General features: G+C 64.8%; 22 protein-coding genes, 1 tRNA gene and 1 pseudogene. 15 read left to right on the top strand and 9 right to left on the bottom strand.

The features are described from left to right. Nucleotides 1–12 precede the first annotated feature (12 nt). A complete protein-coding gene (locus tag AB7290_RS26160; RefSeq protein ID WP_085404763.1) occupies nt 13–1,257 on the bottom strand; it encodes an efflux RND transporter periplasmic adaptor subunit in 1,245 nt (414 codons plus the stop codon). Between the two features lie 201 nt (nt 1,258–1,458). Here AB7290_RS26160 and AB7290_RS26155 point away from each other — a divergent pair, with 201 nt between their 5' ends. After that, nucleotides 1,459–2,058, top strand: a complete 600-nt coding sequence (locus AB7290_RS26155) for a TetR/AcrR family transcriptional regulator (RefSeq protein ID WP_085404762.1) — start codon at nt 1,459–1,461, stop codon at nt 2,056–2,058. A gap of 31 nt (nt 2,059–2,089) precedes the next feature. Here the strand turns inward: AB7290_RS26155 and AB7290_RS26150 are convergent, their stop codons facing one another. The 6 genes and pseudogenes from AB7290_RS26150 to AB7290_RS26125 all read right to left on the bottom strand — a co-directional run bounded on the left by AB7290_RS26150 (nt 2,090) and on the right by AB7290_RS26125 (nt 9,893). Further along, nucleotides 2,090–3,169, bottom strand: a complete 1,080-nt coding sequence (locus tag AB7290_RS26150; RefSeq protein ID WP_085404761.1) for a tetratricopeptide repeat protein — start codon at nt 3,167–3,169, stop codon at nt 2,090–2,092. Nucleotides 3,170–3,285: 116 nt separating this feature from the next. Then, nucleotides 3,286–4,775: pseudogene (locus AB7290_RS26145) on the bottom strand (amidase). Nucleotides 4,776–4,976: 201 nt separating this feature from the next. Beyond that, on the bottom strand, nt 4,977–6,152 hold the full coding sequence (locus tag AB7290_RS26140; protein WP_085398134.1) for an IS481 family transposase: 1,176 nt from the start codon (nt 6,150–6,152) through the stop codon (nt 4,977–4,979). A gap of 120 nt (nt 6,153–6,272) precedes the next feature. Further along, on the bottom strand, nt 6,273–7,640 hold the full coding sequence (locus AB7290_RS26135) for an MFS transporter (RefSeq protein ID WP_085402017.1): 1,368 nt from the start codon (nt 7,638–7,640) through the stop codon (nt 6,273–6,275). Nucleotides 7,641–7,716: 76 nt separating this feature from the next. Beyond that, nucleotides 7,717–9,246, bottom strand: a complete 1,530-nt coding sequence (locus AB7290_RS26130) for an aldehyde dehydrogenase (RefSeq protein WP_085402016.1) — start codon at nt 9,244–9,246, stop codon at nt 7,717–7,719. Beyond that, nucleotides 9,243–9,893, bottom strand: coding sequence for a GntR family transcriptional regulator (locus tag AB7290_RS26125; RefSeq protein WP_028146609.1), 651 nt, complete (start codon nt 9,891–9,893; stop codon nt 9,243–9,245). The genes AB7290_RS26130 and AB7290_RS26125 overlap by 4 nt, the downstream gene beginning before the upstream one ends. Nucleotides 9,894–10,049: 156 nt before the next feature. Between AB7290_RS26125 and AB7290_RS26120 the strand changes: the two genes are divergently transcribed. From AB7290_RS26120 to rnz, 5 genes are all read left to right on the top strand, one after another. Then, complete coding sequence (locus AB7290_RS26120; protein WP_085402015.1) at nt 10,050–10,823, top strand: alpha/beta fold hydrolase; 774 nt, start codon at nt 10,050–10,052, stop codon at nt 10,821–10,823. A gap of 397 nt (nt 10,824–11,220) precedes the next feature. Then, nucleotides 11,221–12,438 carry a multidrug effflux MFS transporter gene (locus AB7290_RS26115; protein ID WP_085402014.1) on the top strand — a complete coding sequence of 406 codons (1,218 nt, stop codon included), beginning with the start codon at nt 11,221–11,223 and terminating at the stop codon, nt 12,436–12,438. Between the two features lie 15 nt (nt 12,439–12,453). After that, nucleotides 12,454–13,851: a guanine deaminase gene (guaD, locus tag AB7290_RS26110; RefSeq protein ID WP_085402013.1), complete on the top strand. Its 1,398-nt coding sequence runs from the start codon at nt 12,454–12,456 to the stop codon at nt 13,849–13,851. A 14-nt stretch (nt 13,852–13,865) separates the two neighbouring features. Further along, a complete protein-coding gene (locus tag AB7290_RS26105; protein WP_085402012.1) occupies nt 13,866–14,849 on the top strand; it encodes an antibiotic biosynthesis monooxygenase in 984 nt (327 codons plus the stop codon). 66 nt (nt 14,850–14,915) lie between these two features. After that, nucleotides 14,916–15,818 carry a ribonuclease Z gene (rnz, locus tag AB7290_RS26100; RefSeq protein WP_085402011.1) on the top strand — a complete coding sequence of 301 codons (903 nt, stop codon included), beginning with the start codon at nt 14,916–14,918 and terminating at the stop codon, nt 15,816–15,818. 15 nt (nt 15,819–15,833) lie between these two features. On the opposite strand, the gene AB7290_RS26095 is transcribed toward rnz, so the two are convergent. Continuing rightward, complete coding sequence (locus AB7290_RS26095; RefSeq protein ID WP_094184141.1) at nt 15,834–16,667, bottom strand: IclR family transcriptional regulator; 834 nt, start codon at nt 16,665–16,667, stop codon at nt 15,834–15,836. 123 nt (nt 16,668–16,790) lie between these two features. On the opposite strand from AB7290_RS26095, the gene AB7290_RS26090 reads away from it, so the two are divergent. From AB7290_RS26090 to AB7290_RS26065, 6 genes are read left to right on the top strand one after another with little or no spacing between them, the layout of a single operon-like run. Then, the gene (locus AB7290_RS26090; protein WP_085402010.1) at nt 16,791–17,711 is read left to right on the top strand and encodes a dihydrodipicolinate synthase family protein; all 921 of its coding nucleotides are present in this window, start codon (nt 16,791–16,793) and stop codon (nt 17,709–17,711) included. Nucleotides 17,712–17,738: 27 nt separating this feature from the next. Continuing rightward, nucleotides 17,739–19,178 carry an FAD-binding oxidoreductase gene (locus AB7290_RS26085; RefSeq protein WP_085402009.1) on the top strand — a complete coding sequence of 480 codons (1,440 nt, stop codon included), beginning with the start codon at nt 17,739–17,741 and terminating at the stop codon, nt 19,176–19,178. A 2-nt stretch (nt 19,179–19,180) separates the two neighbouring features. Next, on the top strand, nt 19,181–20,287 hold the full coding sequence (locus AB7290_RS26080; RefSeq protein WP_354080562.1) for a four-carbon acid sugar kinase family protein: 1,107 nt from the start codon (nt 19,181–19,183) through the stop codon (nt 20,285–20,287). Continuing rightward, nucleotides 20,284–21,321: a 4-hydroxythreonine-4-phosphate dehydrogenase PdxA gene (pdxA, locus tag AB7290_RS26075; protein WP_085402008.1), complete on the top strand. Its 1,038-nt coding sequence runs from the start codon at nt 20,284–20,286 to the stop codon at nt 21,319–21,321. The genes AB7290_RS26080 and pdxA overlap by 4 nt, the downstream gene beginning before the upstream one ends. A gap of 13 nt (nt 21,322–21,334) precedes the next feature. After that, nucleotides 21,335–22,465 carry an iron-containing alcohol dehydrogenase gene (locus AB7290_RS26070; RefSeq protein ID WP_085402007.1) on the top strand — a complete coding sequence of 377 codons (1,131 nt, stop codon included), beginning with the start codon at nt 21,335–21,337 and terminating at the stop codon, nt 22,463–22,465. A 57-nt stretch (nt 22,466–22,522) separates the two neighbouring features. Continuing rightward, entirely contained in the window at nt 22,523–23,494 is a 972-nt protein-coding gene (locus AB7290_RS26065; protein ID WP_085402006.1) for a Bug family tripartite tricarboxylate transporter substrate binding protein, read from the top strand. 22 nt (nt 23,495–23,516) lie between these two features. Here AB7290_RS26065 and AB7290_RS26060 read toward each other — a convergent pair whose 3' ends face one another. After that, the gene (locus AB7290_RS26060; protein WP_161495848.1) at nt 23,517–23,963 is read right to left on the bottom strand and encodes a G1 family glutamic endopeptidase; all 447 of its coding nucleotides are present in this window, start codon (nt 23,961–23,963) and stop codon (nt 23,517–23,519) included. Nucleotides 23,964–23,995: 32 nt separating this feature from the next. Here AB7290_RS26060 and AB7290_RS26055 point away from each other — a divergent pair, with 32 nt between their 5' ends. From AB7290_RS26055 to AB7290_RS26045, 3 genes are all read left to right on the top strand, one after another. Beyond that, nucleotides 23,996–24,286, top strand: coding sequence for a hypothetical protein (locus tag AB7290_RS26055; protein WP_085402004.1), 291 nt, complete (start codon nt 23,996–23,998; stop codon nt 24,284–24,286). A 415-nt stretch (nt 24,287–24,701) separates the two neighbouring features. Beyond that, the gene (locus tag AB7290_RS26050) at nt 24,702–25,817 is read left to right on the top strand and encodes a DUF6056 family protein (RefSeq protein WP_085402003.1); all 1,116 of its coding nucleotides are present in this window, start codon (nt 24,702–24,704) and stop codon (nt 25,815–25,817) included. A gap of 403 nt (nt 25,818–26,220) precedes the next feature. Then, nucleotides 26,221–26,294: transfer RNA gene (locus AB7290_RS26045), tRNA-Gln, on the top strand. Nucleotides 26,295–26,495: the final 201 nt, after the last annotated feature.

Raw genomic sequence — 26,495 nt, 5'->3', positions numbered from 1 at the left:
GGAATGATGTAACTAGCGTTGCACCACGTCCTGGTTGCTGTGGTTGGAGGCCTGCTGCGGTCCACGCGCACCCATCGCCGCGACCTCCGTCTTGAGGAGCGCACCGGGACGCACGCGTTGCAGGCCATTGACGATGATGCGATCACCGGGCTTCAGCCCCGCCGTCACGATGCGAAGGCCGTCGACCGAGCCGCCGAGCGTGATCGGCCGATAGACCGCGCGGCTGTCGTCGCCGACCCCCATCACGAACTTCTTGTCCTGATCGGTGCCGATCGCGCGCTCGTCGATCATCACCAGCGTCTGCTGCTTCGGCTGGCCCATGCGTACGCGTGCGAACTGGCCGGGGATGAGACGTCCGTCCTCGTTCCGAAACACCGCGCGGACCCGGATGGTGCCGCTCTGGCCGTTGACCTGGTTGTCGATCAGCTGGATATGACCTCTCGCCGAGAGACCGCCGGATGTCGTCATTTCCACCGGGATCTGGTCGAGATTGCCGCGCTTGCCGGAGGCATCCGCGATCGAGTTCAGCGCGCGCAGCACGACCTCTTCATCCGCATCGAACGAGGCGTAGATCGGATTGACCGACACCAGCGAGGTCAGCACCGGGGAGGCGGTGCCGGCGGCGACGAGATTGCCGACGGTGATCTCGAACTTGCCGACGCGGCCGTCCACTGGCGCACGCACCTCGGTGTAGTCGAGATTGAGCTTTGCGGTCTGGAGCGTCGCTTCTGCCGCCTTCACATTGGCGATGGCTTCGCGATTGGCATTGTCGCGCTGGTCGTAGTCGCGCCGCGTGACGACGGCGTTGCCGACCAGCTGCGCGCCGCGCTCGAGCTCGCTCTGGGTGAACACGACGCGCGCTTTGGCAGCCTCGAGCTGGGCGTTGGCCTTGTCGACCTCTGCTGCGTAAGGCGCCGGATCGATCTTGAACAGCACGTCGCCGGCCTTCACCAGCGCGCCTTCGGTGAAGTTGGTCGCAAGGATCGCACCCGCAACGCGGGGACGAAGCTCGACACGGTTGATGGCTTCGAGCCGGCCGGAGAAATCGTCCCACAGCACGGTCTGCTTCGGTTCGATCAGCGCGACCGTGACAGGGACGGCCTGCTCGGCAGCGGCGGCCGTTGCGGTGGCCTGGGCTGCACGGAAGTAGTGGCCGGTCGCGATCGAGCCGGCCACGGCGAGGGCGCCCACGATGGCGACGCCGCCGAGGAGGCGGCGGAAACGGCCGGTGCGAGGGGAGTTTTGCGAGGGATGCATTTGCGCGCTCCAGATATGTAGTGTTCACTACAGATGTGGAGCTGGATGTCGCAGTGCAAGATACTTATGTATCATTCACTAAGAAAATTGTAGCGGCATACCGCAAGAATTGGAAGACGGCAGAGAAAATAAAGCTAGAACAAATAGATAGGATTCGGCGTTAAGCTTCAGGCAGAACGTGAATTCCGAGGAGACAGGCACATGGGCATGGGACGCCCCCGCGAATTCGACGCCGAAACGGCGTTGGACCAGGCGATGGAAGTGTTTTGGCGCCATGGCTATGAGGGCGCCACCATCGCCCAGCTCACCGAGGCCATGGGCATCAATCCCCCGAGCCTTTACGCCTGCTTCGGCAACAAGGAAGGCCTGCTCAAGGCCGCGCTCGACCGTTACACCAAATTGCGGGGCGTCTGGATGGACGAGGTGGTCGCCGCGCCGACTGCCCGCGACGTTGCCGAGCGGATGCTGATGGGCATCGCCGACAAGCAGACCGATCCCGCCAACCCGCCCGGCTGCCTGCTCGTGCAAGGCGGCATCGCCTGCGGCAGCGGCTCCGAGAACGTCCCGTTCGAGCTCGCCGCCCGCCGCGCCCAAAATGAAGACCAGCTCCGCGACCGCTTTGTTCGCGCCAAGGCCGAAGGCGATCTCAAGCCGAGCTCTGATCCCGCCGCGCTCGCGCGCTACGTCTCGGCCGTCTCGGTCGGCATGGGCGTGATGGCGTCCTCAGGCTCCGACCGCGAGGCGCTGCGTCAGGTCGCGAGCGTTGCCGTGCAGGCGGTCGAGGCGCAGTCGGCAATTTAGACCTATCCAATCCGATTGTGCTCGCAAGCGCTCACTTCCGCAGCCCCAGTGCCGACGGCGATCCGGGTGTCGGCGCAGGCGGCGGAGGATTGCGCGGAATATGTGAGAGGGTACCGCCCGGCGGAAGGAGGGGGTGAGGGGCGCGGAGCAACGCGGCTTCTCGATCGCGCAGCGTGTCATCCGAGGGAGGATCTATCGAGCCTTTGCCGGCCAGCCAATTGCTGGCCATTTGCTCGGACAAGGCGATGGTGGCAGGCGTCAGCTTCAGTGCGAGATAGTTCTTCTGCAGACCCGTGGCCATATCGCAGGTCTTGCTCTGTGAGGGCGCGGACGGCGCCGGGCTCGCCGAGCCCCCGCTTGATGCCGTGCAGGTGTTGCGCTCGGCGAGGATAGCCCACGCCTTGCTCTTGACGAGATCATGGTCGGTTTTGAGAACCGTATAGAGATCAAAATGTGTGAAGGCCATGTCGAGCTGTGCGGTGGCTTCGCCTCGCGCGGCCGCTCGGAATCGCCATTTGATCGCCGCCGCGCGATCTTTGGGAGCTCCTATACCCTTGTCGTAGAACGTCGCCACATTGAGTTGCGCCTCGGTGTGGCCTTGCTCTGCGGCCCTCGTGAACCAATAGAGGGCTTCCTTGTCGTTTCGCGGGCCGCCTGTGCCATTGTACAGCATGGCGCCAAGAGCATTCTGCGAACGGGCCAAGCCCTGCGCCGCGGCTTTGGACTGCCACATGCGAGCGGCTGCCGGATCTCGTTGACCGCCGAGACCCTTCTCGTACATCAAGCCAAGATTGTATTGCGATTCAGGCTCGCCTTGCTCGGCGGCCTTCTGGTACCACGCTCGTGCTTGGTCCAGCGATAGTGGGACGCCGAGCGCCGTCAGATACATTCCGCCAAGCCGGTGCTGGGCCTCGACGCTGCCGCACCGGGCCAGGCTGAGATAGTCGCGCATTGCGTCCGCGTAACGCTTGGCATCATATGCTGCATGTGCCCGCACCATGGCTTCTGCGGGCAGCTTTCCACATGGCGAGGGATCATCCTTTCCTCCCGCCAGCAAGACTTCCGTCGAAGACATCAGCAACGTCGCCGCAACGATCGGCAGAATTCTCATGGGGGCCCGGTCCCTGCACGCAACGAGGCCCGCGACGGCAACGCTGCTTGACGCACATGGAAAGTATATCGCTCACCATATGTCAGGTGGATGTCGACCAGTTCGCCACGGTGCACTTACCAGCGGCGTGCAGGCGGGACGAAGCCGCCGTACTCGCGTTCGATCAGCCCGGCGAGCGCAATCGTCGTGCGGTCCTCGAGGTACGGCCCGATGATCTGAACCCCGACTGGAAGGCCCGGCGGCGTTCGTTCGACCGGGACGGCGGTCGCCGGCAGTCCGCAGGTCGAGGCCGGGTCCGCCCAGATGAAGCACGCATCGGCGTAAGGGTGCAGCTTTCCGTCGATGTCCAGTTGCCGCGCGTCGAACGGTTCGGACTGGTCGTGCGGAAAGGCCGGCACGGCGGCGGCCGGGTAGATCACGGCGTCGAACTCGCGGAAGAACTGCTGCCACCGCTGCTGCAACTGCAAGCGCGCCGCGTCGGTCGCCAGCCATTCGCGATGGATCATGCCCCAGCCGCGGGCGCGCTCGGCCTGCAGGCTGCGGTCGTCGGGCGAGAGTGCCGCGGCAACTCCTTGCGCCTCTGCGAGAGCGGCCGGTGTCAGGCGCGGACTTCGCGCTGCGTTCAACAGCTTCATGTAGAGCCGCGCGGAGTCGGCGAGATCAGGCAGCGAGGTGCTCGCGCGCGCGACCCGAGCGCCAGATTTGTCGAGCCGGTCGGCCAATCGCCCGATGGCTGAACGCACGGCATCGCCCGTCGGCATCAGCGGATGCGTATCGATCACGAGGATCCTGAAACCCTTGAGCTGGTCATGCCGGGGGGCCGGTAGCGCAAGGCGATAGCCGATCCCGTCGCGCGTCTCGTCGGGGCCGGCAATCACGTCGAGCGACAGCGCGAGGTCGGAGGCGGTGCGCGCCATCGGCCCGACGACAGCCAGATCGCCCTGGCCGGGGACGGGTAGTGCCGGCGGCAGGCTGTAGCCGCGCAGCGGCACCAGGCCGAGGCTCGGCTTGTGTCCGAACACACCGCAGAAATGCGCAGGCACCCGGATCGAGCCGCCGATGTCCGAGCCGATCGAGAGCGGGCCGAAACCCGCCGCCAGCGCCGCGCCCGATCCGCCCGAGGAGCCGCCGGGTGACCGGCCGAGGTCCCACGGGTTGTTCGTCGTCCCGTGGATGTCGTTGTAACTTTGGAAGTCCCGCAAGCCGATCGGGATATTGGTCTTGCCGATGATGATGGCGCCTGCCGCCTTCAACCGCGAGACCACAAGGGCGTCTTCCGCCGGTTGGAAATCCCTGAAATGCGGAAAGCCCCATGTCGTCGGCAGGCCGGCGACGTTGAACGGTTCCTTGAGGGTCACGGGGATGCCGAGTAGCGACAGCCGCTCGCCGCGGGCAAGCGCGGCATCGGCGGCGCGCGCGGCCTCTCTCGCGCGATCGAAATCGCGGACGATGATCGCGTTGATCCGCCCGTCCAGCGCCTCGATGCGCGCGATCGTATGCGCGAGCAACTCCGACGCCGACACTTTGCGCGCGTGCAGGCGGTGAGCAGGGCGCTGATCGAGCCGTAGTCCAGGTCAGCGGCATCTGCGGTCATCACGAGCTCCATTGTATCCCGGCTGAGACCTTGTAGCCCGGATGGAGCGCAGCGCAATCCGGGAGATATCCCGACGCGGATGCATGACCCGGATTACGCTATCGCTTCATCCGGGCTACGACGCTATCGCATCTGGTCGTCATGCCCGGGCTTGTCCCGGGCATCCACGTTCTCAGTGCGGCGTCGCAAGGCGTGGATGGCCGGGACAAGTGTTTAGCCCGGAGACATGGCTGACACCTGTTCGGACACATCACTGACAGGTTGGCCATTGGTCAAGTCGATCGATGCGACCTGCCAGCTGGCGAAGAAGATTCCGTAGTGGCCGTCACGATCCAGCGGCCGGATGGCAAGGCGTTCGCGGGCGAAGGCCTGGGGAACTTTCCAGAAGTGTCCCTTGAAGGAGATGTAGGGTCTTGTCGATGAGACCCTGCGCACGATCTCGCCGCTGTCGTATTCGACGTTCGGAACGCGGGCCGGCATGGGGCGAGCACTTGGCCGGAAGCGATCGGCAGGGACCTGCATATCGAGGCCTTGGTGAGGCCGCTCCAGATTGTAGACCGGCCGCCAGGCGTCGAAGGCGCGCTGGACTTCCGGGAGAGTTCGGAAGCGGCGCATTGCAAACACCTCGGCCTTCAGGGTGCGATGGAAGCGTTCGTTCTTGCCGCGGGCCTGTGGGTGGCATGGCCTTGCGTGCACCACCCTGACGCCAAGCTTGAGCAGCCACACCTTCAGTCCGGTCCAACGAATGCCGGACGTATCGCCCCAGGGTGAGCCATTGTCGGTGTAGAAGGCCTCCGGCAGGCCATAGCAGCGGAACGTCGTCGACAGGTGATTCTGCACGGTGAGGCGCTGCTCGTCGGCACATGCCTTCAGGCACAGCACGTAGCGCGAGTGATCGTCGACGATCGTTAGCGGATGGCACCGCGTCCCATTGGCGAGCGGCAGGTGACCCTTGAAGTCCATCTGCCACAGCAGGTTGGGAGCTTCCTTCTCGAACCGGTGGCCCGGATTGGGCGGCGCATTCTCACTCGGTTTGATCCGGTCGTTCCGACACAGGATCTGGTGCACCGTTGATGGCACAGGCACCGTCTGCCCGCCCCGCTTCAGGCAATGGGCAATCTTCCGTGCTCCCCAAGCCGGATGCTTGTCGCGTACAGCCAGGACTTCTGCCTCGACCGCAGCCTCACTCCGCTTGGGCATCGCATGCGGGCGCCGGGAACAGTCGGCCAGCTCCCGATCGCCGGCCTGCCAGCGCGCCAGCCACTTGTAGCCGACGTCAGGACTGATGTTGAACCGACGGCACAGTTCGCGCCGGTTGGCGCCCTCCTGCAAAGCCAGCCGCACAAACTCGTGGCGCTGATCCATCACTGACACCTCGCTCCAAGGCATGGACGGCCTCCCGAATCGGACCAATCCAGCCAATGTTGATGTGTCAGCTATGTCTCCGAACACCCGTCAGTGATCTGTCCGGGCTAAACAACAAGCCCGGCCATGACGATGTGGAGAGCCTCAGGAAGCTTCCTTCAGCACCGGCGCGGCAGATTCCTCCGCCTTGAGCTCCTCGAGGCTGCGATGCCGCGGCTCGATGCCCAGCGCCCAGACCGTGATGATCTGCACCACCAGCAGTCCGATCATCAGCGCCATGACGCCGGCTACGCCCCGCGTCTCGAATAGCGACACGACGAGGAACGGCGTGACGATGGTGGCGCCGCGCCCCAGCGTGTTGACGATGCCGGAGGCGCGCAGGCGGACCTCGGTCGGAAACAGCTCGGGGATGTAGATGCCGAATAGGAGGGCGACCAGGACGTAGATCGGTACCGTCAGCGCGAAGCCGACGGCCGGCAGCAGGATCGGGTCGGAGATCATGGGGTAGAGGATTCCGAGCATCACCGTGATCAGGGATGCACCGATGATGGTGGGCTTGCGGCCCCAGCGGTCGGCGGTTAGCGCGCCGATGGCCGAGCCGACGGGCGCGCCGAGCGCCATCAGCAGCGAATAGCCGAACGAGGTCGCGATCGAGAGGCCCTGCTTGACGAAGAACACGGGCAGCCAGGTCACGAAGCCATAGAGCAGGGTGTTGATGGTGATCAGGCAGACGGCGCCGACGATCATCCGCGACAGCAAGGGCGCGGTGAACAGCGTGCCGAGATCGGCAGATGCCGGGATCGGTGTCGTGGCCGCGGGAGGAGGCAGGGGCTGACCCTGCGCGGCTTCCTTCTCGATGGCTTGCATCAGCGCTTCCGCCTCGGCGGTGCGTCCCACAGCTTCCAGCCAGCGCGGCGATTCCGGCAGCGACTTGCGCATGTACCACACCACGAGCGCGCCGACGCCGCCGAGCACGAACATAGAGCGCCAGCCGAATTGCGGCACCACCACGGACGCGATCAATAGCGCCACGGGCAGACCGGTGACGACGCACACGGTCGTGAAGCCGAGCCATTTGCCACGGGTGCGCGCGGGCACGAATTCCGTCATCGTCGAATAGCCGACGACGTTCTCCGCCCCGAGCCCAACGCCCATCACGAAGCGGCAGGCGATCAGGAAGGCCATGTTCGGTGAGAACGCCGCGGCCAGGGAGGCAACGCCGAAAAGGAGCAAATTGAATTGATAGGTGAAGCGGCGTCCGTAGCGGTCGCCGAGGAAGCCGGTGCCGAATGATCCCAGCATCATGCCGACGAAGGTCGCGGAGATGAAAACCGCGTTCTGGGCGAGGGTTGAAAAGCCTGTCTTCAGCGTGACGCTGAGCACGGTCCCGGCGATATAGATGTCGAAACCGTCGAAAAACATTCCGATGCCGATCAGCAGCATGATGCGGCGGTGGAATGGCCCGATCGGCAGCCGATCCAGACGGCCGCCTGCGTTCACCAATGTCGACATATACGCTCTCCCCTGACTGTTGTTCTGGTCGATGCGGCCCGCCTTCTATGGGCGGTCGGCCGCTCGTCGTTTTTTGCTAGTTCAGGCGCTGTTGGTTGGCCGTGTCGCGATACCAGTCGAACGGCTGCTCGTGGGTCGCGACCATCACGCTCTTGGTGTTGAAGTGGTCGTTGAAGCTCTCGGTGCCGCATTCGCGGCCGATGCCGGAATCGTCGACGCCACCCCAGGGCGAAGCCGGGTCGAGACGGTGGTGATCGTTGATCCAGACGATGCCGGCCTTGACGGAGGCGGCGACACGATGCGCGCGCGCGACGTCGCGGGTGCGGATGGCTGCGGCGAGGCCGAAGGGCGAGTTGTTGGCAAGCCGCAGCGCATCGGCCTCGTCCTTGAACGGCGTCACCGAGGTGAAGGGACCGAACACTTCCTCCTGGAAGATGCGCATGTCGGATGTGACGTCGGCGAACACGGTCGGCTCGACGAAATAGCCGTTGTCGTGGCCCGGCACCCTCGCGGCAACGCCGCCGGTGACGAGACGCGCGCCATCCTCGTGGCCGTAGCCTACGTAGGTGAGAACGCGGTCGCGCTGCCGCGCGGAGATCACGGGGCCCATTTGGGTGTTCGCATCGAAGGGATCGCCGACGCGGATCGTGCGGGTCTTGGCCTGCAGCTTCTCGACGAATTCGTCGTAGATCGAGGCCTGAACGATGTGGCGCGAGGCGCAGACGCAGGTCTGGCCGGCGCCGATGAAAGCGCCGAACGCGGCGTAGTTGACGGCGCGGTCGACGTCGAAATCGTCGAACACCATCACCGGCGTCTTGCCGCCGAGCTCCATGGTTTGATGCGCGAACACTTTTGCGGCCGCGCTGCCGGCGATGCGGCCGGCCTCGGTGCCGCCGGTCAGGACCAGCTTGTTGATGTCGCCATGCTCGGCCAGCATCTTGCCGGCGTTCTGGCCGAGGCCGAGAACGATGTTGAAGACGCCGGGCGGAAGGCCGGCTTCGGTGAAGATCTGCGCGAGCTTCAACGTCGTCAGCGGCGTGTATTCGGACGGCTTGACCACGGTGACGCATCCGGTCGCCAGCACCACGGCCAGCGACTTGCACAGGATCATCAAGGGATGATTGAACGGCGTGCAATTGGCGACGATGCCGATGGGGGTGCGGAGCGTGTAGTTCAGATAGGCGCCTTCGACCGGGATGACGGAGTCGCGGCGCGCCAGCGCAACGCCGGCAAAGTAGCGGAAGAAGTCGGGCAGGCGGGAGAGCTGGGCGCGGGTCTCGTTGACCGGCCGGCCGTTGTTGAGGGTTTCCAGCCGGTACAGGCTGTCGAGATTGGCCTCGAAAGCATCGGCGAGCTTGTTGACCAGTCTGGCACGCGCGCGTGTGTCCATGCCGCCCCAGGCTTTGCCTTCGAACGCCGCGCGCGCGCTCTTCATGGCGCGGTCGATATCCTCGGCGGTCGAATTGGGGATGCGGGCGATCACGTCGCCCGTCGCGGGGTTGCGGACGTCGAGCATCACGCCGTTGCCGGCTTCGACTTCACGTCCGTCGATGAAATTGCCATGGGTTTCGACGTCGATCGACGCGGGTTTCGATGGAATGTTCATGATGACCTCTCCTCGACGATAACGGCGTTGCGCTTGAGCGCCGGCAGAACGCGTTTTTCGGTGGCCCCGATATGGGCCTTGATGATGCGCGCCGCGGTTCGCGTTTCGCGGCTCTGCATGGCGTCGATCAGGGCGACGTGCTCGGCGACGAGCTTTGCCGGATCGTGACCCTTCAGATTGGACACGCTGACGCGGACCAGCCGGTCGGCCTGGCCGATCAGGTCGCACAGCGCCGTCGCCATGCGGCGATTGCCGGACGCATGAGCCAGCGCGGAATGGAAGCCGCGGTTGTAGGCGATGAAGTCCTCGTGGTTGCCAGAGAAACGGCGAAATTCATCGAGCGATTTCAGGACGCTGTCGGGAGCGCTCTCGATCGCCTCGGCGACGCAGGCCGGCTCCAGCGCAAGACGGAAGCGCAGGAGGTCGCGCGCGTCCGACAGCGAGATCGGCGTGACCCGGTAGCCCTGACGCGGCTGCACCGTCACCAAATGCTCGCGCTGCAGCCTCAAAAGCGCATCCCGAACCGGTTGGCGGCTCACCGAATAGCGTTCGGCCAGATCCTGTTCCCGCATTTCATCGCCCGGAGCGAACCGGCACGCTAAAATATCAGACCTCAGAAGATCGTAGATGTTTTCGCGCAAAAGCATGATTCTAGGGACCTCGTTGGCTCCAATTTGGCAATCCTGATATTTCACGTCAAGAGCCAAATGCTTGAATTCCCTGACAGTTGATTTATCAATCGGGGGCCTCCACGGCACGCAAACGGGTGTGATCCCGCCGACGAAGTTAAGGAAAGACCGGACATGGACAGGCTTCTTGCCAACGGGACCGTCAACGCCGCGCAATCGGGCGAGGGGCCGCCGCTGTTTCTCTTCCACTCGCTGTTGTCGGACCGTGCGAGCTTCGATGCGATCGTGCCCGAGCTTGAGGGATCGTTTCGCACCATCGTGCCGGAGTTGCCGGGGTTCGGCCGTTCACGCGCGGTCGAGGGCGGGCTCGTCGTTGTCGCAGACAGGATGGCGGACGCCGTGAAGGAGGCTGCGGGCGGTGCGCCGGCGATCGTGCTCGGCAACGGCTATGGCGGCTTCGTCGCCTTGCAGATGGCGATCCGGCACCCGGAGATCGCCAGCAAGCTCGTTCTCGCCGATTGCGGCGCGGCGTTCTCGGAGCCCGGCCGCGAGGCGTTTCGCAACATGGCGAAAGCATCGCGCGAGAAAGGGCTGGAGGCCATCACTGACGTCGCGATGCGTCGCCTGTTCGCGCCCGAGTTTCAGGAGCAGCATCCGGAGCTGATGCTGGACCGTCGTGAAGCGTTTCTGCGGACGGATCCCGACGTGTTTCGTGCCGCATGCGACGCATTGGCAAGCCTCGATCTCCGCTCTGAACTTGCCGCGGTGAAAATTCCTGTCCTCGTTCTGGTCGGTGAGCACGACGAAGCGACGCCTCCGCCAATGTCGCGTGAGTTGGCCGCCGGATTGCCGCACGCCGAACTCAAGGTCATTCCAGGCTGCGCGCACGTGCCGCAGCTTCAGTCGCCGCGGCAGTTTCTCGGAGCTCTCAAGGGCTTCCTGCTTTGATCTGCGCCTGGCCGATGCCGATCCTGCGCTCGAAACGGCGATGCCTTCCGAACGGTTAATGGCTTCTGTGCGACGGCGAATTCACAAGCGGGGATGGTGCAGTCCTGCGCCTGTTTTGCCCGACGTGTCAAACGTCCTCGGGGCTAGGCTCGCGCCATGCCGGAGCGAAATTCTTCAATGATTTGTACTGTGCATGGGGTTGTTTTCGCATTTTTTATTGGAGCAGCCCCAGGCAGCGAGGACCAGAGCATGAGCCGCCCGCATTGAAGCGGGCCTCCTAAGAGTTTTTATACACAGTTCTGGCACGCTCCGCGCGTCAATATCCGCAACCTGCATCGTCGCCTCTCATTGCGCGCGCGAAAAGACAGGACCCGCGGGCGTCGAGGGGGCGTGAGCCATGACTGCAGTTGCTTCGGACGCTGGTCGCGCGAAGGGCGGGATCGTGCCGATCCTGCTATGCGTGGTGCCGTTCAGTCAGATTCCGCTCGATGCCTATACGCCGGGCCTGCCGCAGATGGTGGTGGACCTCGCAACCGATTCCGCGTCGATGCAGAACACCGTCACCGCCTACATGCTCGGCATGAGTCTGGCGCTGGTGCCTGTCGGCATCGCCTCCGACACGCTCGGCCGCCGTAACGTTCTGCTCGCGGGGCTATCGGTTCTCATCGCGATGAGCATCGCCTGCGCACTCGCCACCAGCGCATCGCTGCTGCTCGCGCTGCGATTCCTGCAGGGCGTCGGCGGCTGCACTTGCCTCGTCGGCGCCTATGCGGTTGCGGCCGACTGCTTTCGCGGCCGCGAGCTCACCGCGATCTCTGGACTGCTTGGTGCTGCCTGGGGGCTTGCACCCGTGCTCGCACCGGCGGCCGGCGGCTTCATCGTCGAGCTGACATCCTGGCGCGGGGTCTTCGTCATCATCGCCATCGCCGCGGCCATCGTCGCTGCGATCGTCGTGCTGCTTCTGCCCGAGACGCTGCCGGCCGAGCGACGCGCGCCGTTCGATCCGCGCCGCACGGCGAGTATTCTCCGCGAGGCGCTCGTTCGTCCGGGGTTCCTGGCCTTCGTGCTGGTGTTCGCCGCCGCGGCCAGCGCGCAACTGGCGTTCGGCGTCGTCGCGCCGTTCTTCTACCAGACCGGCCTCGGTTACTCTGCGGCCATCTACGGCCTCGTCGCGCTCGGCCTTGGCGGCGTGAATCTCGCGGGCGAGCTCGGCTGCGCGCACTTCGCGCGCTTCATGCCGGCCCGCGTGATGGGCTTTGGCGCCTTCGCGCTGTTTCTCGCCGGCGCTGTCGTCTTGACCGCGACCGGCATGACGCTTGGTCTCGATTTCATGTCGATCACGATCGGCGGTGCGCTGGTGCTCGGCGGTTGCGGCGTGCTGTGCCCGATGATGTACGGCATGGCGCTCGGCCTGTTCGAGCGCGACCACGGCCTGATCGGCGGCCTCATCAGCGCGCTCTGCTATCTCGCGGTCAGCGGCGCCATGGCGATCGCGGCGGTGTTGCCCGAAGCGACCCAGGCGCCGATCGGCTGGCTTTATCTCGGCCTCTGCGCCGTCGCAGGGACGCTGCTTGCGATCTCGCTGCCTTCGGCGCGCCACGCCACACAGACCTAAGGGAGGAACCCATTCATGACCACCGTCGGTATTCGCGGCACGTTCTTCGACTTCGTCGACGATCCCTGGAAGCACATCGGTAACGAGCAGGCTGCCGCGCGCTTTCACCAGGACGGCCTCATGGTCGTCACGGACGGCGTCATCAAGGCGTTCGGTCCCCATGACAAGATTGCCGCCGCGCATCCGGGCGTCGAGGTCACCCATATCAAGGACCGCATCATCGTCCCGGGCTTCATCGACGGCCACATCCATCTGCCGCAGACCCGCGTGCTCGGTGCCTATGGCGAGCAGCTGCTGCCGTGGCTCCAGAAGTCGATCTACCCCGAGGAGATCAAGTACAAGGATCGCAACTACGCGCGCGACGGCGTGAAGCGTTTTCTCGACGCACTGCTCGCCGCCGGCACCACCACCTGCCAGGCCTTCACCAGCTCCTCGCCGGTCGCGACCGAAGAGCTGTTCGAGGAAGCGGCCCGCCGCAACATGCGCGTGATCGCGGGCCTCACCGGGATCGACCGCAACGCGCCGGCCGAGTTCATCGACACGCCCGAAAACTTCTATCGCGACAGCAAGCGTCTGATCGCGCAGTACCACAACAAGGGCCGCAACCTCTACGCCATCACGCCGCGCTTTGCCTTTGGCGCTTCGCCGGAGCTGCTCAAGGCATGTCAGCGCCTCAAGCACGAGCATCCGGACTGCTGGGTCAACACCCACATCTCCGAGAACCCGGCCGAATGCAGCGGCGTGCTGGTCGAGCATCCGGACTGCCAGGACTATCTCGGTGTCTACGAGAAGTTCGACCTGGTCGGGCCAAAGTTCTCCGGCGGCCACGGTGTCTATCTCTCGAACAACGAGTTCCGCCGCATGTCCAAGAAGGGCGCCGCGGTCGTGTTCTGCCCGTGCTCGAACCTGTTCCTCGGCAGCGGCCTGTTCCGCCTCGGCCGCGCCACCGATCCCGAGCATCGGGTGAAGATGTCGTTCGGCACCGACGTCGGCGGCGGCAACCGCTTCTCGATGATCTCCGTGCTCGACGACGCCTACAAGGTCGGCATGTGCAACAACACGATGCTCGACGGCAGCATTGATCCGGCGCGCAAGGATCTTGCGGAAGCCGAGCGCAACAAGCTCTCGCCCTACCGCGGTTTCTGGTCGGTCACGCTCGGCGGTGCCGAGAGCCTCTATATCGACGACAAGCTCGGCAATTTCGAGCCCGGCAAGGAAGCCGATTTCGTCGCACTCGATCCGAATGGCGGCCAGCTGGCGCAACCCTGGCACCAGTCGCTGATCGCCGACGGTGCTGGTCCGCGCACGGTCGACGACGCCGCGAACATGCTGTTCGCCGTCATGATGGTCGGCGACGACCGGTGCGTCGACGAGACCTGGGTGATGGGCAAGCGTCTCTACAAGCAGAGCTGAAGCGGACGGTCGCGATGAGCGCATCTCCGGATCCGGCGGCCCAGGCGGTCGCCCTCGTCATCCAGCGCCGCATTGCCGACGACGGCTTTGCCGCGTTCGCGCGGTGGAACGGCGAGGTCGGCGAGGCGCTGAAGGCGTGGCCCGGCTTCCTCAGTCAGGAGGTCGTGCCGCCTCAGCCGCCGGCGCATGTGGACTGGGTGACCATCCTGCGTTTCGCGAGCCCGGCCGCTGCCCGCGCCTGGCTTCAGAGCGATGTGCGTGCGCGCTTGATCGCGGACGTGCAGCGCTTCTTCGTCGGGTCGGAGGACGTCCATATCCTTCCCGACACCGGCGTTCAGCGCGACAGCGCGGTCTCCGCCGTCATCTCCTTCAAGGTCCCGGATGGACTCGAGGATGCGTTCCTCAAATGGCAACAGCGCATCCAGGCCGCGGAGGCCGAGTTCAGGGGGTTCCTGCGCCACAAGATCGAGCGGCCTATCCCGGGCCTGCACGACGAGTGGATCGTCATCCTGTCGTTCGACAGCGATGCCAACCTCAATGCATGGCTGGACTCGCCCTTGCGGCAGACGCTGCTTGAGGAAGGCGCGCGCTTCAACGCCGGCATGAACGTGAAGCGGGCAAGCTACGGCTTTAATTTCTGGTTCCCGGCCGGCAAGACGCAGGCTCCGGAGCAGGGGCCCGGCCTGATCTGGAAGAGCAACCTCATCGTCCTGCTGGTGCTCTATCCCGTGGTCTATCTCTGGGGCTATTTCGTCAGCGCGCCGCTGATCGACAGCCACGGCGTGCCGGTCTGGCTGTCGCTGTTCGTCGGCAATCTCGTGAGTACCCAGCTGCTCGGCTGGTTTCTCGTGCCGGCCGCCTTCAGGGCGCTCGACTGGTGGATCAAGCCAAAGGCAGCGCTCGGCCGCCAGATCGCGGGATATGCATTGCTTGCCGCGCTCTATGCGGGCTCGATGGGCCTATACGCGCTGCTGCTCGCGTGGCATTGGGGACGGTGAGGCCATCCACCGTGCGGACCGTTGTGGTGCTGTCGGGGAGAGGTCGGTCTCTGGACGCTGACGACCATGTTCGCCCTGACATTTCTCGGCACCTCGGCAAGCGTTCCCTCCGTGGAGCGCAACCATCCGGCCCTCCTGGTGGAGGCCGCTGGCAAGCGCATCCTGGTCGATTGCGGCGAGGGCACGCAGCGCCAGTTGCTGCGCGGCGGCGCCGGCTTTCGCCGGCTCGACCGCATCCTGCTGACGCACGGGCATCTAGATCATGTGCTCGGCATCCCCGGCCTATTCTCGACGCTGGGGTTGCGGCAGACCTCCGACGTGATGACCGTTCATGCGGGCCCGGGCACGCTCGACATCGTCGTTCGCATGCTCGCGGGCTTGTGGGGCGCGGGCAGGGCGCCGATCCCTGTGGCGTTCGCGCCGCTGAGCGAGGGGCAAGTCATCGATGCCGGTGACTTCACCATCGACTGCTTTCCGGTTCGCCACCGCGACACCGACAGCTTTGGCTTCTCTTTCCAAAGCCCCGCGCGCCGCCACCTTCTGCCCGAGCGCCTCGCATCTCTCGGCGTCCCTGATGGGCCGATGTGCGGAGAGCTGGCCGCCGGACGACCGGTCGTGATCGCCGGTCGAACCATCGATCCGGAGGACGTCCTGGGCCCGCCGGGCGGCGGGAGGAAGCTCGTCGTGGTCGGCGACACTGAAGCCACTGATGGTCTATCCCGACATGTCGCCGACGCCGACTTGCTGGTGATCGAGGCGACGTTCCTCGATCGTGACGCCGCGACCGCGCGGGACTACGGCCATCTCACGGCAACCGAAGCCGCTTCGTTTGCCGCTGCCAACAACGTCAAGCAGCTCGTGCTGGTCCACATGTCGGGACGGTACGAGGATGAAGAGATATTGGCGGAGGCGACAAGGGTGTTTCCGAATACGCGGATCGCCGCCGACTTCGATCACATCGCGATCTAATCGCCATCACCGCACTCAGCTCGTCAATCCCGACTTGATCGCGAGATCCTGGACTTGGGCCGTCGCCTGCATCAGCCGCGGCAACGCCTGGTCGCGGAAGGCCGCCATGTCCATGCGCATCGCATCGACCGTGACGCTCAAGCCGCCGATCACAAAACCCTGAGCGTCGAAGATCGGCGTTGCCAGCGTGCGCAGGCCATAGGCATTCTCGCCGTCGGAGACGGCATGGCCTTTTTTCTTTACCTGATCGAGCCGGGCGAGCAGTGCATCGAGATCGGTCAGCGTTCGCTCCGACAGTTTGACGCGAGGACGCAACTCGAGCCGCTCGATCTGCTGGTCGCGTGGCAGATGCGCCAGCATGACATGGCCGAGCGCGGCGCTGTAGGCGGGAATGCGCGTGCCCGGCCGGCGGTCCATCTTGTGACGGTCGAGGCCGGCACCGATGCGCGCGAGATAGACCACGTCGCCGCCATCGAGAATGCCGAGCGAGGCCGCATCGCCGACATCAGGGACGAGGTCGCGCAGCAGCGGCTCGACGATCGGCCGCAACGAGCCGCGCGACAGCACGGTGTAGCCGAGGTCGAGACAGGCGACGCCGAGACGGAACCGGCGGCTTTGCGGAATGGCTTGGAGATAGCCGAGCTCGGTCAGTGTCTGAATCAGGCGGAACGCCGTCCCGCGATCGAGATCAGCCCGTGCGGCAATCTCACTCAGGGTCAGCTCGAAGGTTTCGCTGGTGAAACTCTTGAGCACGGCAAAGGCCTTGCCGACGGAGGCGACATAATTCTTGGGATTTTTGGCGCTAGTTTCCGATACGCGCTTCGCGGCCTTCCCTGCAGCCTTGGTCATGCTCGAATGCCCCGCCATGACAGCCATGCCCTTGACGTCGGGCCGAGCTGATTTTACGACTGCACCAGCAAATAACAAATGTTCGCATTCCGAACAACATCGTTCTGACGATCGGAGGAAGTTTTGTCGACATCATCGCTGCACCCTCATGGCGTGTTCTCCGCCGCGTTGACGCCGCTCGACGCCGAGCTTGCTCCCGATCATGCGCGCTTTGTGGACCATTGTCGCTATCTGCTCGACGAAGGCTGCGACGGCATCGCGATGCTGGGCACGACGGGTGAGGCGAACTCCTTTTCGGTGGCCGAACGCACGGCGCTGCTCGAGGCGGTGGTGGCCGCCGGCATCGCGCCGCGGCGGCTTTTGCCCGGCACCGGCGTTGCCGCGCTCAGCGACACCATCGCGCTGACGCGCCACGCGCTCTCGGTCGGCGTCGACACCGTGGTGATGCTGCCGCCGTTCTACTACAAGAACGTCACTGATGACGGAATCTATGCCTCCTACAGCGAAGTGGTGCAGCGCATCGGTGATGCGCGCCTGAAAGTCGTCCTCTATCACTACCCGCAGATGTCGGCGCAGCCGATCTCGCATGCGCTGATCGAGCGGCTGCGCAAGGCCTATCCGGCCACGTTCACCGGCATCAAGGATTCGTCCGGTGACTTCGCCAACATGACCGCGATGGTGGAGCGCTTCCCCGGCTTCGCGGTCCTCGGCGGCGCCGATCCATTGATGCTGCCGCTGCTGCGCAAGGGCGGCGCGGGCTGCATCACCGCGACCTCCAATGTCGTCGCGCGCAGTCTTGCCTATGTCTTCAAGCACTTTGGCGACAGCGACGACGATCCGGCGCTCAAGGCGGCGCAGGCGCGCATCGTGAAGGCGCGCGAGCTGGTCTCGCAATTTCCGCAGATGGCCTCGCTGAAGGCGCTTGCGGCTGATCGCACCAAGCATGCCGGTTGGCAGCGGCTGCGGCCGCCGCTGGAGTCCTTGCCGCCGGACCAGCTGAAAGAGCTGCTTGCGAATGCTGCGGCATTCGCAGCCTCCGCCTAAGCTCGGTACGGACGACGAGGCGACCTGATGTCCGACTCATTCCAGGATGCATTGGCCGGGCTCGCCGCGATCGTCGGCGACAAGCACGTCATCGCGTCCGGAGCCGACCAGGGGCCTTATGTGGTGGACTGGCGCGGGCGCTATCGCGGCCGCGCGGTCGCGGTGGTGAAGCCCGGCTCGACCGCCGAGGTCGCCTCCGTCGTCGAATACTGCGTCGACAGGCGCCTTGCGATCGTGCCGCAAGGCGGCAACACCGGCATGTGTGGAGCCGCGACGCCGGACGATCACGCGGGCAATGTCGTGGTCCGGCTCGACCGCATGCGAGCCGTGCGCGACGTCAGTCCGCTCGCCAATACGATCACCGTCGAGGCCGGCTGCATCCTCGCCGAGGTCCAGAATGCGGCGCGTAGCGTCGATCGCTACTTTCCCTTGAGCCTGGGTGCCGAGGGTTCCTGCCAGATCGGCGGCAACATCTCGACCAATGCCGGCGGCACGGCCGTGCTGCGCTACGGCCCGACGCGCGATCTCGTGCTCGGGCTCGAAGCCGTGCTGCCCGACGGGCGTATCTTCAACGGCCTGCGCGCGCTGCGCAAGGACAACACGGGTTACGCGCTCAAGCAGCTCTTCATCGGGGCGGAAGGCACGCTCGGCATCGTCACCGCGGCGGTGCTGAAACTGTTCTCGCCGCCGCGCAGCTCGGCGCTGGCGCTGGTGAAATTGCAGGGTGTCGCGCAGGCACTCGAGATCATGGCGCGCCTGCGCGGTGTGGTCGGCGACCGGCTCGGCAGCCTCGAAATCATGTCGCGCTCGCAGATCGAGGCGATCGCGGAGACCGTGCCGCACGTCACCATTCCGTTCGAGCTGACGACGCCGTGGTACCTGATCGTTGAATTGACGGATACGCTCGCGTGCGTCGATCTCGACGAGCCGCTCGCCACGGCGTTGGCGGATGCGATGGAGGCCGGCATCGCCGAAGACGTCATCCTGGCCTCCAACCTCGCGCAGGCGAAAGCGATCTGGGCCGTCAGGCACAGCGTGTCCGAAGGCAACAAGCGCAGCGGCTATGTCGTCTCGCACGACAGCGTTGTGCCGTTGGAGCGCCAGGCGGACTTCGTCACCAATGTCGAGGCGCGAATTATGGCCGCGGTACCGCATGCCCGCGTGGTGATGCATGGCCATATCGGCGACGGCAACATCCACGTGATCGCCCTGATCGACCGTGCGCATTGTCAGGAGCCGGCGACGACGGCCGCCCTGGTGGCGCAAATCAATGAGATCGTCGACGATGAGACCGCAGCGCAGGGCGGGGCGATCAGTGCCGAGCACGGCATCGGGATCACCAATCGCGTCCGGCTGGCCCGTGTCGCCGATCCGCTCGATATCGAGCTGATGCGCGGCATCAAGCGCATGCTCGATCCGAACGGCCTGATGAACCCCGGCAAGATCTTTGGCGCGGGGGCAGCATGACGATGACGGTCGTGCGCCTGCTTGCCGACGATCTCACCGGCGCGCTCGACACCGCGGCGGAGTTCGTCGGCCTGTGTGGACCGTTCGACGTCACCTGGGCGGATTCGCCCGCGGCTCCGGGCGCGCAAAGCCTCGCGATCGACAGCGGCACCCGCGAGCGGTCGAAAGCCGACAGCGTCGAGATCGTCGGACGGCTGGCGCCGCAGCTTCAGGGTGGGACGATCGGCTACAAGAAGGTCGATAGTCTGCTCCGCGGTGCCTGGGCGGCCGAGCTCGGCGCCTGCCTGCGCGGCGGCGATTGGGCCTCGTGTGTGGTCGCGCCTGCCTTCGACTATCAGGGACGCCGCACCGTCGGCGGCCAGCAATTCGCGCGCACTGTACAGGGGGACTGGCATCGTGTCGGTGACAATCTCCTGGCTCAACTGCAGCTCGAGGGCATCGATGCACGGCAGGGCCGGGCCGATACGCTGTCGCAAGGCGGTGTTCAGGTCTTCGATGCCGAGAGCGACATCGACCTCGATCGCGTCGTCGAAATGGCGGGGCAGATGCCGGGGCCCGTGCTCTGGTGCGGAAGCGGCGGGCTGGCCGGTGCGCTCGCCCGCGGCCATCGCGCCGATGCGCCGAGCCGGCTGAAGCGGCCGGTGCTTGGGCTGTTCGGTTCCGACCAGGCCGCCACCGCCTCCCAGCTCGCAGCATGTGGCGAAGCCACCATCGCGTTGGCCGAAGGTGAGGGGGGCGCAGGCGTTCAACGCAAGCTGGCTGACGATGGCGTGGCGCTGGTGAAGTTCGCGCTCGCGGATGGCCTTTCGCGCGCCGAGGCTGCCCAGCGGATCGCGCGCGAGCTGACGACGCTGATTTCGGCGCTCAATCCGCCCGGAACCCTGATCGTTGCTGGCGGCGAGACCTTGAAGGCCGTATGCGTTGCGCTCGGCGCGCATGCGCTCCAGGTGACGGGGCGTATCGTGCCGGGGCTGCCGCGCTCGATTCTGCAAGGCGGCCGCTGGGCCGGCGTCGACATCATCTCGAAATCCGGCGCGTTCGGCACCAGCGAGCTGTGGCGCGATCTGCTCCGGGATAATCATTTGCTCAATACGGGGAGCCCGACATGACCTCTCGTCATCTTGCCATCACCATGGGCGATCCGGCCGGGATCGGCCCGGAGATCATCGTCAAGGCCTGCGTCGGGCTGAAGGACCGGATCGCGAAAGGCGATCTGCGCATCCTGATCATCGGCAGCGGCGCCGCGCTCGATGGTGCCAAGGCCGCGCTCGGCGCTGCCGTTGCGATTCCGGAGGTAAGTGCTGACGATGCTGACTGGCCGAACCTCTGCTTCCTCCAGGCCGATGTCGAGGGCACCCCGATCAAGCCGGGCGTGCTCAGCGCCGATGGCGGCCGCTTTGCCTACAAGGCGATCGAGCAGGGCGTGCGCCTGACGCAGGCCGGGCGGACCTCCGCGATTGTCACCGCGCCGCTCAACAAGGAAGCGCTCAACAAGGCCGGCTATCACTTCCCTGGACATACCGAGATGCTGGCGCACCTCACTGGCGTGCGCGGATCGGTGATGCTGCTCGCTCACGGCAACATGCGCGTCAGCCATGTCTCGACCCACGTGGCGCTGGAAGACGTGCCGAAGCGCCTGACGCCGGAGCGTCTGCGCATGGTGATCGATCTCACCAACGAGGCCTTGCTGCGGCTCGGTATCGCCAAGCCGAAGATTGCGATCGCCGCGCTCAATCCGCATGCGGGCGAGGGCGGTCTGTTCGGCCGGCAGGATATCGACGTTTCGGCACCGACGATTGCCAAGGCCGTCGCCGATGGCCTCGACGTCGTCGGCCCGGTGCCCGGCGACACCATCTTCGTCAAGCTGCGCGCCGGCCAGTACGATGCTGCGGTCGCGATGTATCACGACCAAGGGCACATCCCCGTCAAGCTGCTGGGCTTCCAGGTCGATCCCGCGACTGGCCGCTGGCAGGAGCTCTCCGGCGTCAACATCACGCTGGGCCTGCCGATCATCCGCACCTCCGTCGATCACGGCACCGCCTTCGACATTGCCGGCAAGGGCATTGCCAACGAGCACAGCCTGATCGAGGCCATCGACTATGCCGAGCGGCTCTCCGCCGGCGTCTCCGCCTCCAAGTCATGAGATCTAGCGCACGATGACCAACGCCTTCACGCCCATCGAAATCCAACGTCCCACCATCCTGGAATTCGGCAACGGCACCATCACGGCTGCTGCGCGCTTCGCCGAGCGGATCGGCGCCAGGCGGCCGCTGGTGATCTCTGATGCGTTCAACGCGCGCCGCGTCGACACGCTGGCGCTGCCGGGGGCAGTGAAAGTGTTTGGCGACGTCAAGCCTGAACCGGACCTGCCCAATCTCGAGAAGGCCGTCGCGATGGCACGCGACGTCAAGCCTGATCTCGTCGTCGGCTTCGGCGGCGGCAGCGCGATGGATCTCGCCAAGCTGGTCGCGGTGCTCTGCACCAGCGACGTGGCCTTTGCCGATATCGTTGGGCCGGAAAAAGTCGCCGGCCGCAGCGTGCCGCTGATGCAGATCCCGACCACGTCGGGCACCGGCAGCGAGGCCGGCACCCGCGCGCTCGTCACCGATCCCGTCAGCCAGAACAAGCAGGCGGTGCAGAGCCACTTCATGCTCGCCGATATCGCCATCGTCGATCCTGATCTCACCATGACCGTTCCGAAGGAGGTCACTGCGGCCACTGGCGTCGATGCGCTGGCGCATTGCGTCGAGGCCTACACCAGCCGCAAGGCGCATCCGATGATCGACCTTTATGCGCTCGAGGGCGCGCGGCTGGTCGGGCAATATCTCGGGCGGGCGGTCGCCGACGGCGGGGATCGCGAGGCACGCGCGGGTCTCTCCCTGGCCTCGCTCTATGGCGGCTATTGCCTTGGACCGGTGAACACCACCGCCGGGCATGCCGTCGCTTATCCGCTGGGCACGCGCCATCATGTCGCGCATGGGCTCGCCTGTGCCGTGATCTTCCCGCATACGCTGGCCTTCAACATGCAGGCAGTCGAGGCGAAGACGGTCGCGGTGCTGGCGGCGCTCGGCCTGCCGGCACGGAACGATGCGAAGCTCGCATTCGACGCCACTTACGAGTTCTGCAAGAACCTCGGCATCGAGATGCGTCTGTCCGCGCTCGGCGTGCCCAAGGGCGATCTCGGCGTCATGGCCGACGAGGCGCACGCCATTCGCCGCCTGCTCGACAATAATCCGCGAGACCTCGGCCGGGATGCGATCCTGAACATGTACGAGGTCGCGTTCTAGTCACCTCCGCCGCGCGCCGCCCCAATCAACAAAACAGTAACAGTAGAGGAAACTTCGATGAGATCGATGTGGCTTGGTCTTGTGTCAGCCGCACTGCTGGCGACGTCGCCGGCAAAGGCGCAGGACGGCTACCCGTCCAAGCAGGTGACGGTGATTGTGCCCTTCGCCGCCGGCGGTACCGCCGACATCTTCGCGCGCATGGTGTCGAACCATCTGCAAGTGAAGCTGGGCAAGCCGTTCGTGGTCGAGAATGTCGGCGGTGCCGGCTCGATCCTCGGCGTGACGCGGCTGGCGAAATCGGCGCCTGACGGCATCACGCTCGGCCTTGCCAGCACCTCCGCGCTCGCGATCAACCCCACGCTCTACGGTCCGAAGCTCAGCTACCAGCCGGACAGGGACCTGGTGCCGGTCGCCCAGATCAGCGTCGTGCCGAATGTGCTCGTGGTGAATCCGAACAAGATCAAGGCGCGCACCGTGCCGGAGCTGATCGCCTATCTGAAGGCGAGCCCGGACAAGGTCTCGTTCGGCTCGGCCGGCGTCGGCACCTCGCAGCATCTTGCCGCTGAACTGTTTCAACAGATGACCGGCACCAAGATGGTGCATGTGCCCTACAAGGGCTCCAGCCAGATGCTGACGGATCTGTTGAGCGGCCAGATCGATCTTGCCTTCGACAACGTGCCGCTGCTGCTGCCGCAGGTGAAGACCGGCCAGCTCGCGATGCTCGCCACTGCAACGCCCAAGCGCGCCGCCTTCGATCCGGAAGTCCCGGCCGTCGCCGAATTCCTGCCGGGCTTCGAAGCGGTGGCCTGGCACGGCTTCTTCGTTCCCGCGGCCACGCCGAAGCCCATCGTCGACAAGCTGTCGGGCGAGATCCGCGCTTTCATGCAGCAGCCGGAGACGGTGCAGAAGATGGCCGAGCTCGGCGCGGCCGCGGTTGCGGTCGATTCCGAACCTTTCAAGGCCTACATCGCCTCCGAGACCGAGCGGTGGAAGAAGGTCATCGAGGCGGCGAATATCAAGCTGGAGTAGGTGGGAACTCTCAAAGAGCAGATTACCCTGTCGGCTCCTTGTAGCTGCATGTGACGCCGACGGAACCATCCTTGTCGTGCCCGAGCATCGGGCTCGAGACGGTGACGGTACGATTGGGATTCGCAAAAAGCTCGCGCATATGGATCATCAGCGCGCTCTCATCCAGCGTCAGCAAGCGTCCGGGCGCGAGTGGCCCATCGGATGCTGCCCGCGCCATGCAGTATCTGAAATCTACCGAGCCATAGGCCGGAAGCGCGGACATGTTCCCGCTGGGCGGATCTGTCGGCCGCTCCACGATCCACTCCACCGACGATCCGAGCGACCGGATCACGCCCGGTGGCCGGGCGAGAAATGAGCGAAATTCGCCGGTGCTCTGGTTCTTGATGAAAAAAAGGACGTCTCCGCTGACCTGAACTGCGAGACCCGCGAGGATCTCGTCGCCGACATTGATCGGGAGGTTGTCGATCACCGTGATCGCTTGTAGCTGGCCAGGCGCCGCATTTGCTGAAGAGTTGCGCCACCGGCGCGCCGCCCAAGCTGGTCATGGTCGGCGACGTGAGGGTACCGACCGATGGCTGGCAGGCCCGGCTGACCAAGCGCTCGCCGCAGGGTATCAATCCGAAGATCCTGATCCTCGACGTGAACACGCAGCAGCCGGGCGGCGAAGCGCAGGAAGCGAGCACCACGATCCCGCTCCGCTACGAGGAGAGTCCGCCGCAGGATGAATACGGCCAGGTGATGATCGCGAACGGCAAGGCTGAGATCGTGGTCCGCGTCTGCGGCTCGAACTAGCCTTTCGATTGTTTGCCCGCGGAACCTTGTGATCTTCTGTGCCGCGTTGCATAACGAGGGTTGCATTCGGGGCTGTTCGCTCTCTCGTTGCTGCCGCTTTGTTCTGTCGATTTGGGGGATTTCCTGTGCGCCTCGGAAGCCGCATGCCGGACGTGATGCCTATCGTGGCCGCTTCTGTCGCTCTCTTCATCCTGGTCTGGCTCGCGTCGATCGCGCTCTATGCGATGCCCGAATCTGACGATTATTGCGTGACGAACCGCGTCAACAGCATGGGTCTCGTCGGAATGGTCAAATCCTATTATTTGCACCAGATGGGCCGACTGACCTCGCTTGTGGCGATCGCCGCCCCCGCCGTTGTCAGCAAGGTGACAGGCGTCGATTACGGGTCGTCTATCCGGTCATACTCATTTGCGGCATGGCCATCTTCTTGGCAGTCAGCGTTTATTGGGCTGGTCGAATGTGGACCGGCCTGTCGTGGCCAGAGAGATTTTTGGCGGGTGCAATGCTCTGCGCGGCGAGCTTCGTTCTGGCGATCAGTCTGCGGGAGATGCTTTACTGGATCTCGGGCAGTGCGTCCTACATGGTTCCCGCCCTCTTCGTGATCATCATCCTCGTTGAGCTGGTGCGGTCCGCAGCGAACGAAACCGTGCTCTCGACCGGCCAAATCGTCGTTCTCTCCGCAATCGGCTTCCTGGGTGCTCTGGCCAACGAGTTCACGCCATTTTGGATCGTAGCCCTCGTCGCCGGTTCTGCCCTTTATCGAGCGTTCTACCATCCTCGCCCGCAACTGGCGGGCCATGCAGCGATGCTGACGGCGACCTTCATCGGACTTGCGATCCTGCTTTTGTCACCGGGGAATGCGGTCCGGATGGCGGCATATCCGGAGGGGGGGAAGATCGCCGCTTCTTTCTCGATGGGGTTGTACTATCTGTGGCTCGAGCTGGTTCGGCACTACACCGAATCTGCGACGTGGGCCTGGCTCGGTTTCGTGGCGTTGTTTTCGGTCTTCGTGGTGCCTTCGCAACCGAGGCCGGCGGCGCGGCTGCTGGTCTTGATCGTCGGGCTCGTGGCGGCGGTGCTCGCTGGTCTCTACACCGCTTATGTCATTGCCTATTTTGCGACGGCGGAGGATCTCGCGACGCGAGGGCGGAACGAGGTGGTGGTTTTTCTTCTTGCCGGAGGGGGCTGCGCCGTCGCCCTGGCTGCCCGCTTCCTTCCCTCCCTGGGCCATCATGCCCATGTTCGCATGACGGCCCTGGTGGCCTGTGGGCTCCTTTCTTTTTTGCTCCTCGATAGCGTAGCGCTGGGATACGTCCGCGCCGAGGAGTCGCAATTCGCGACCTTCTGGAGCGAGAGTGTCCAGAGGCATCAATTTCTTCGGACGACGAAGGACCTGGATGTTGTCGTCCCCAAGAGATCGGTCAAGCCGTCCATGCTGATGGACGGTGAGCTAACCAAAAATCCGGGCCAGCTGCCGAATGATTGCGTCGGTGAATTCTACGGCAAGCGATCCGTGGTCTTGGGCGACTAGGTCAGCGGATCAGTCTGTAAACCCGCCCGCGCTTCGTTCGGGCGATCGCCGGCTGCGGCGTGCCGGCGTCGAGCGCGCGCATCATGCCTGGGTAAAGCCGACAGACCATCCCCATTGATCGACGTGAAGCGCCACGCCGGCGCGCCCGTTGATCGTGGCATGTGGACGTCGTCGAGGCAGGCGTGCCAGGTCTCCTGGTGCTGATTGCCGGAGCCGGCCGCGGGTGAGGGCGGACATGCCGCTACGGCGCGAACGCAGCGAGAACAAGCTGCGATGCTTACAGAGGGGCTAGACCGCGAACGCCGGCGCGGCTATATGAGCGCCAGCGCGCCGCTGATTTGCAAAACTTTTGCTGCGGCTTGCAAAGCTTCCGAAGAAAGCCTTGTGATATCAAGCACTTCGGTGGGGAATGGTGTAACGGTAGCACAACAGACTCTGACTCTGTTTGTCTTGGTTCGAATCCAGGTTCCCCAGCCAGTTCCTAAATCATTGAAATAATTGAAACATCTGGCGTTCGATCGCGGCGATTTCGATCGCTCGTTTGTTGCGCTTGTCGCACCAAAACCTTGTGCAAATTCAACGGCTCAAGTCCAATCAAGGCGGCTCGGCGCGACACGGTGTGCAACATGCCCTGTGAATAGTGCGGATTGAGAATCAAACTCTCCGCGCGTGCACTAT

It is taken from the genome of Bradyrhizobium sp. 613_E4_N2_2 (assembly GCF_052075995.1).
GTDB lineage: Bacteria > Pseudomonadota > Alphaproteobacteria > Rhizobiales > Xanthobacteraceae > Bradyrhizobium > Bradyrhizobium barranii.
This window is presented reverse-complemented; position numbering and strand designations above follow the sequence as displayed.

Excerpts from the sequence above, each read along its gene's own strand:
- guaD (WP_085402013.1), top strand. The coding sequence starts at position 12,454 with ATGACCACCGTCGGTATTCGCGGCACGTTCTTCGACTTCGTCGACGAT.
- rnz (WP_085402011.1), top strand. The coding sequence starts at position 14,916 with ATGTTCGCCCTGACATTTCTCGGCACCTCGGCAAGCGTTCCCTCCGTG.
- AB7290_RS26080 (WP_354080562.1), top strand. The coding sequence starts at position 19,181 with ATGACGGTCGTGCGCCTGCTTGCCGACGATCTCACCGGCGCGCTCGAC.
- AB7290_RS26050 (WP_085402003.1), top strand. The coding sequence starts at position 24,702 with ATGGCCATCTTCTTGGCAGTCAGCGTTTATTGGGCTGGTCGAATGTGG.
- AB7290_RS26160 (WP_085404763.1), bottom strand. The coding sequence starts at position 1,257 with ATGCATCCCTCGCAAAACTCCCCTCGCACCGGCCGTTTCCGCCGCCTC.
- AB7290_RS26095 (WP_094184141.1), bottom strand. The coding sequence starts at position 16,667 with ATGACCAAGGCTGCAGGGAAGGCCGCGAAGCGCGTATCGGAAACTAGC.
- AB7290_RS26150 (WP_085404761.1), bottom strand. The coding sequence starts at position 3,169 with ATGAGAATTCTGCCGATCGTTGCGGCGACGTTGCTGATGTCTTCGACG.
- AB7290_RS26120 (WP_085402015.1), top strand. The coding sequence starts at position 10,050 with ATGGACAGGCTTCTTGCCAACGGGACCGTCAACGCCGCGCAATCGGGC.
- AB7290_RS26115 (WP_085402014.1), top strand. The coding sequence starts at position 11,221 with ATGACTGCAGTTGCTTCGGACGCTGGTCGCGCGAAGGGCGGGATCGTG.
- AB7290_RS26085 (WP_085402009.1), top strand. The coding sequence starts at position 17,739 with ATGTCCGACTCATTCCAGGATGCATTGGCCGGGCTCGCCGCGATCGTC.
- AB7290_RS26070 (WP_085402007.1), top strand. The coding sequence starts at position 21,335 with ATGACCAACGCCTTCACGCCCATCGAAATCCAACGTCCCACCATCCTG.
- AB7290_RS26065 (WP_085402006.1), top strand. The coding sequence starts at position 22,523 with ATGAGATCGATGTGGCTTGGTCTTGTGTCAGCCGCACTGCTGGCGACG.
- AB7290_RS26155 (WP_085404762.1), top strand. The coding sequence starts at position 1,459 with ATGGGCATGGGACGCCCCCGCGAATTCGACGCCGAAACGGCGTTGGAC.
- AB7290_RS26135 (WP_085402017.1), bottom strand. The coding sequence starts at position 7,640 with ATGTCGACATTGGTGAACGCAGGCGGCCGTCTGGATCGGCTGCCGATC.
- AB7290_RS26130 (WP_085402016.1), bottom strand. The coding sequence starts at position 9,246 with ATGAACATTCCATCGAAACCCGCGTCGATCGACGTCGAAACCCATGGC.
- pdxA (WP_085402008.1), top strand. The coding sequence starts at position 20,284 with ATGACCTCTCGTCATCTTGCCATCACCATGGGCGATCCGGCCGGGATC.
- AB7290_RS26125 (WP_028146609.1), bottom strand. The coding sequence starts at position 9,893 with ATGCTTTTGCGCGAAAACATCTACGATCTTCTGAGGTCTGATATTTTA.
- AB7290_RS26105 (WP_085402012.1), top strand. The coding sequence starts at position 13,866 with ATGAGCGCATCTCCGGATCCGGCGGCCCAGGCGGTCGCCCTCGTCATC.
- AB7290_RS26140 (WP_085398134.1), bottom strand. The coding sequence starts at position 6,152 with ATGCCTTGGAGCGAGGTGTCAGTGATGGATCAGCGCCACGAGTTTGTG.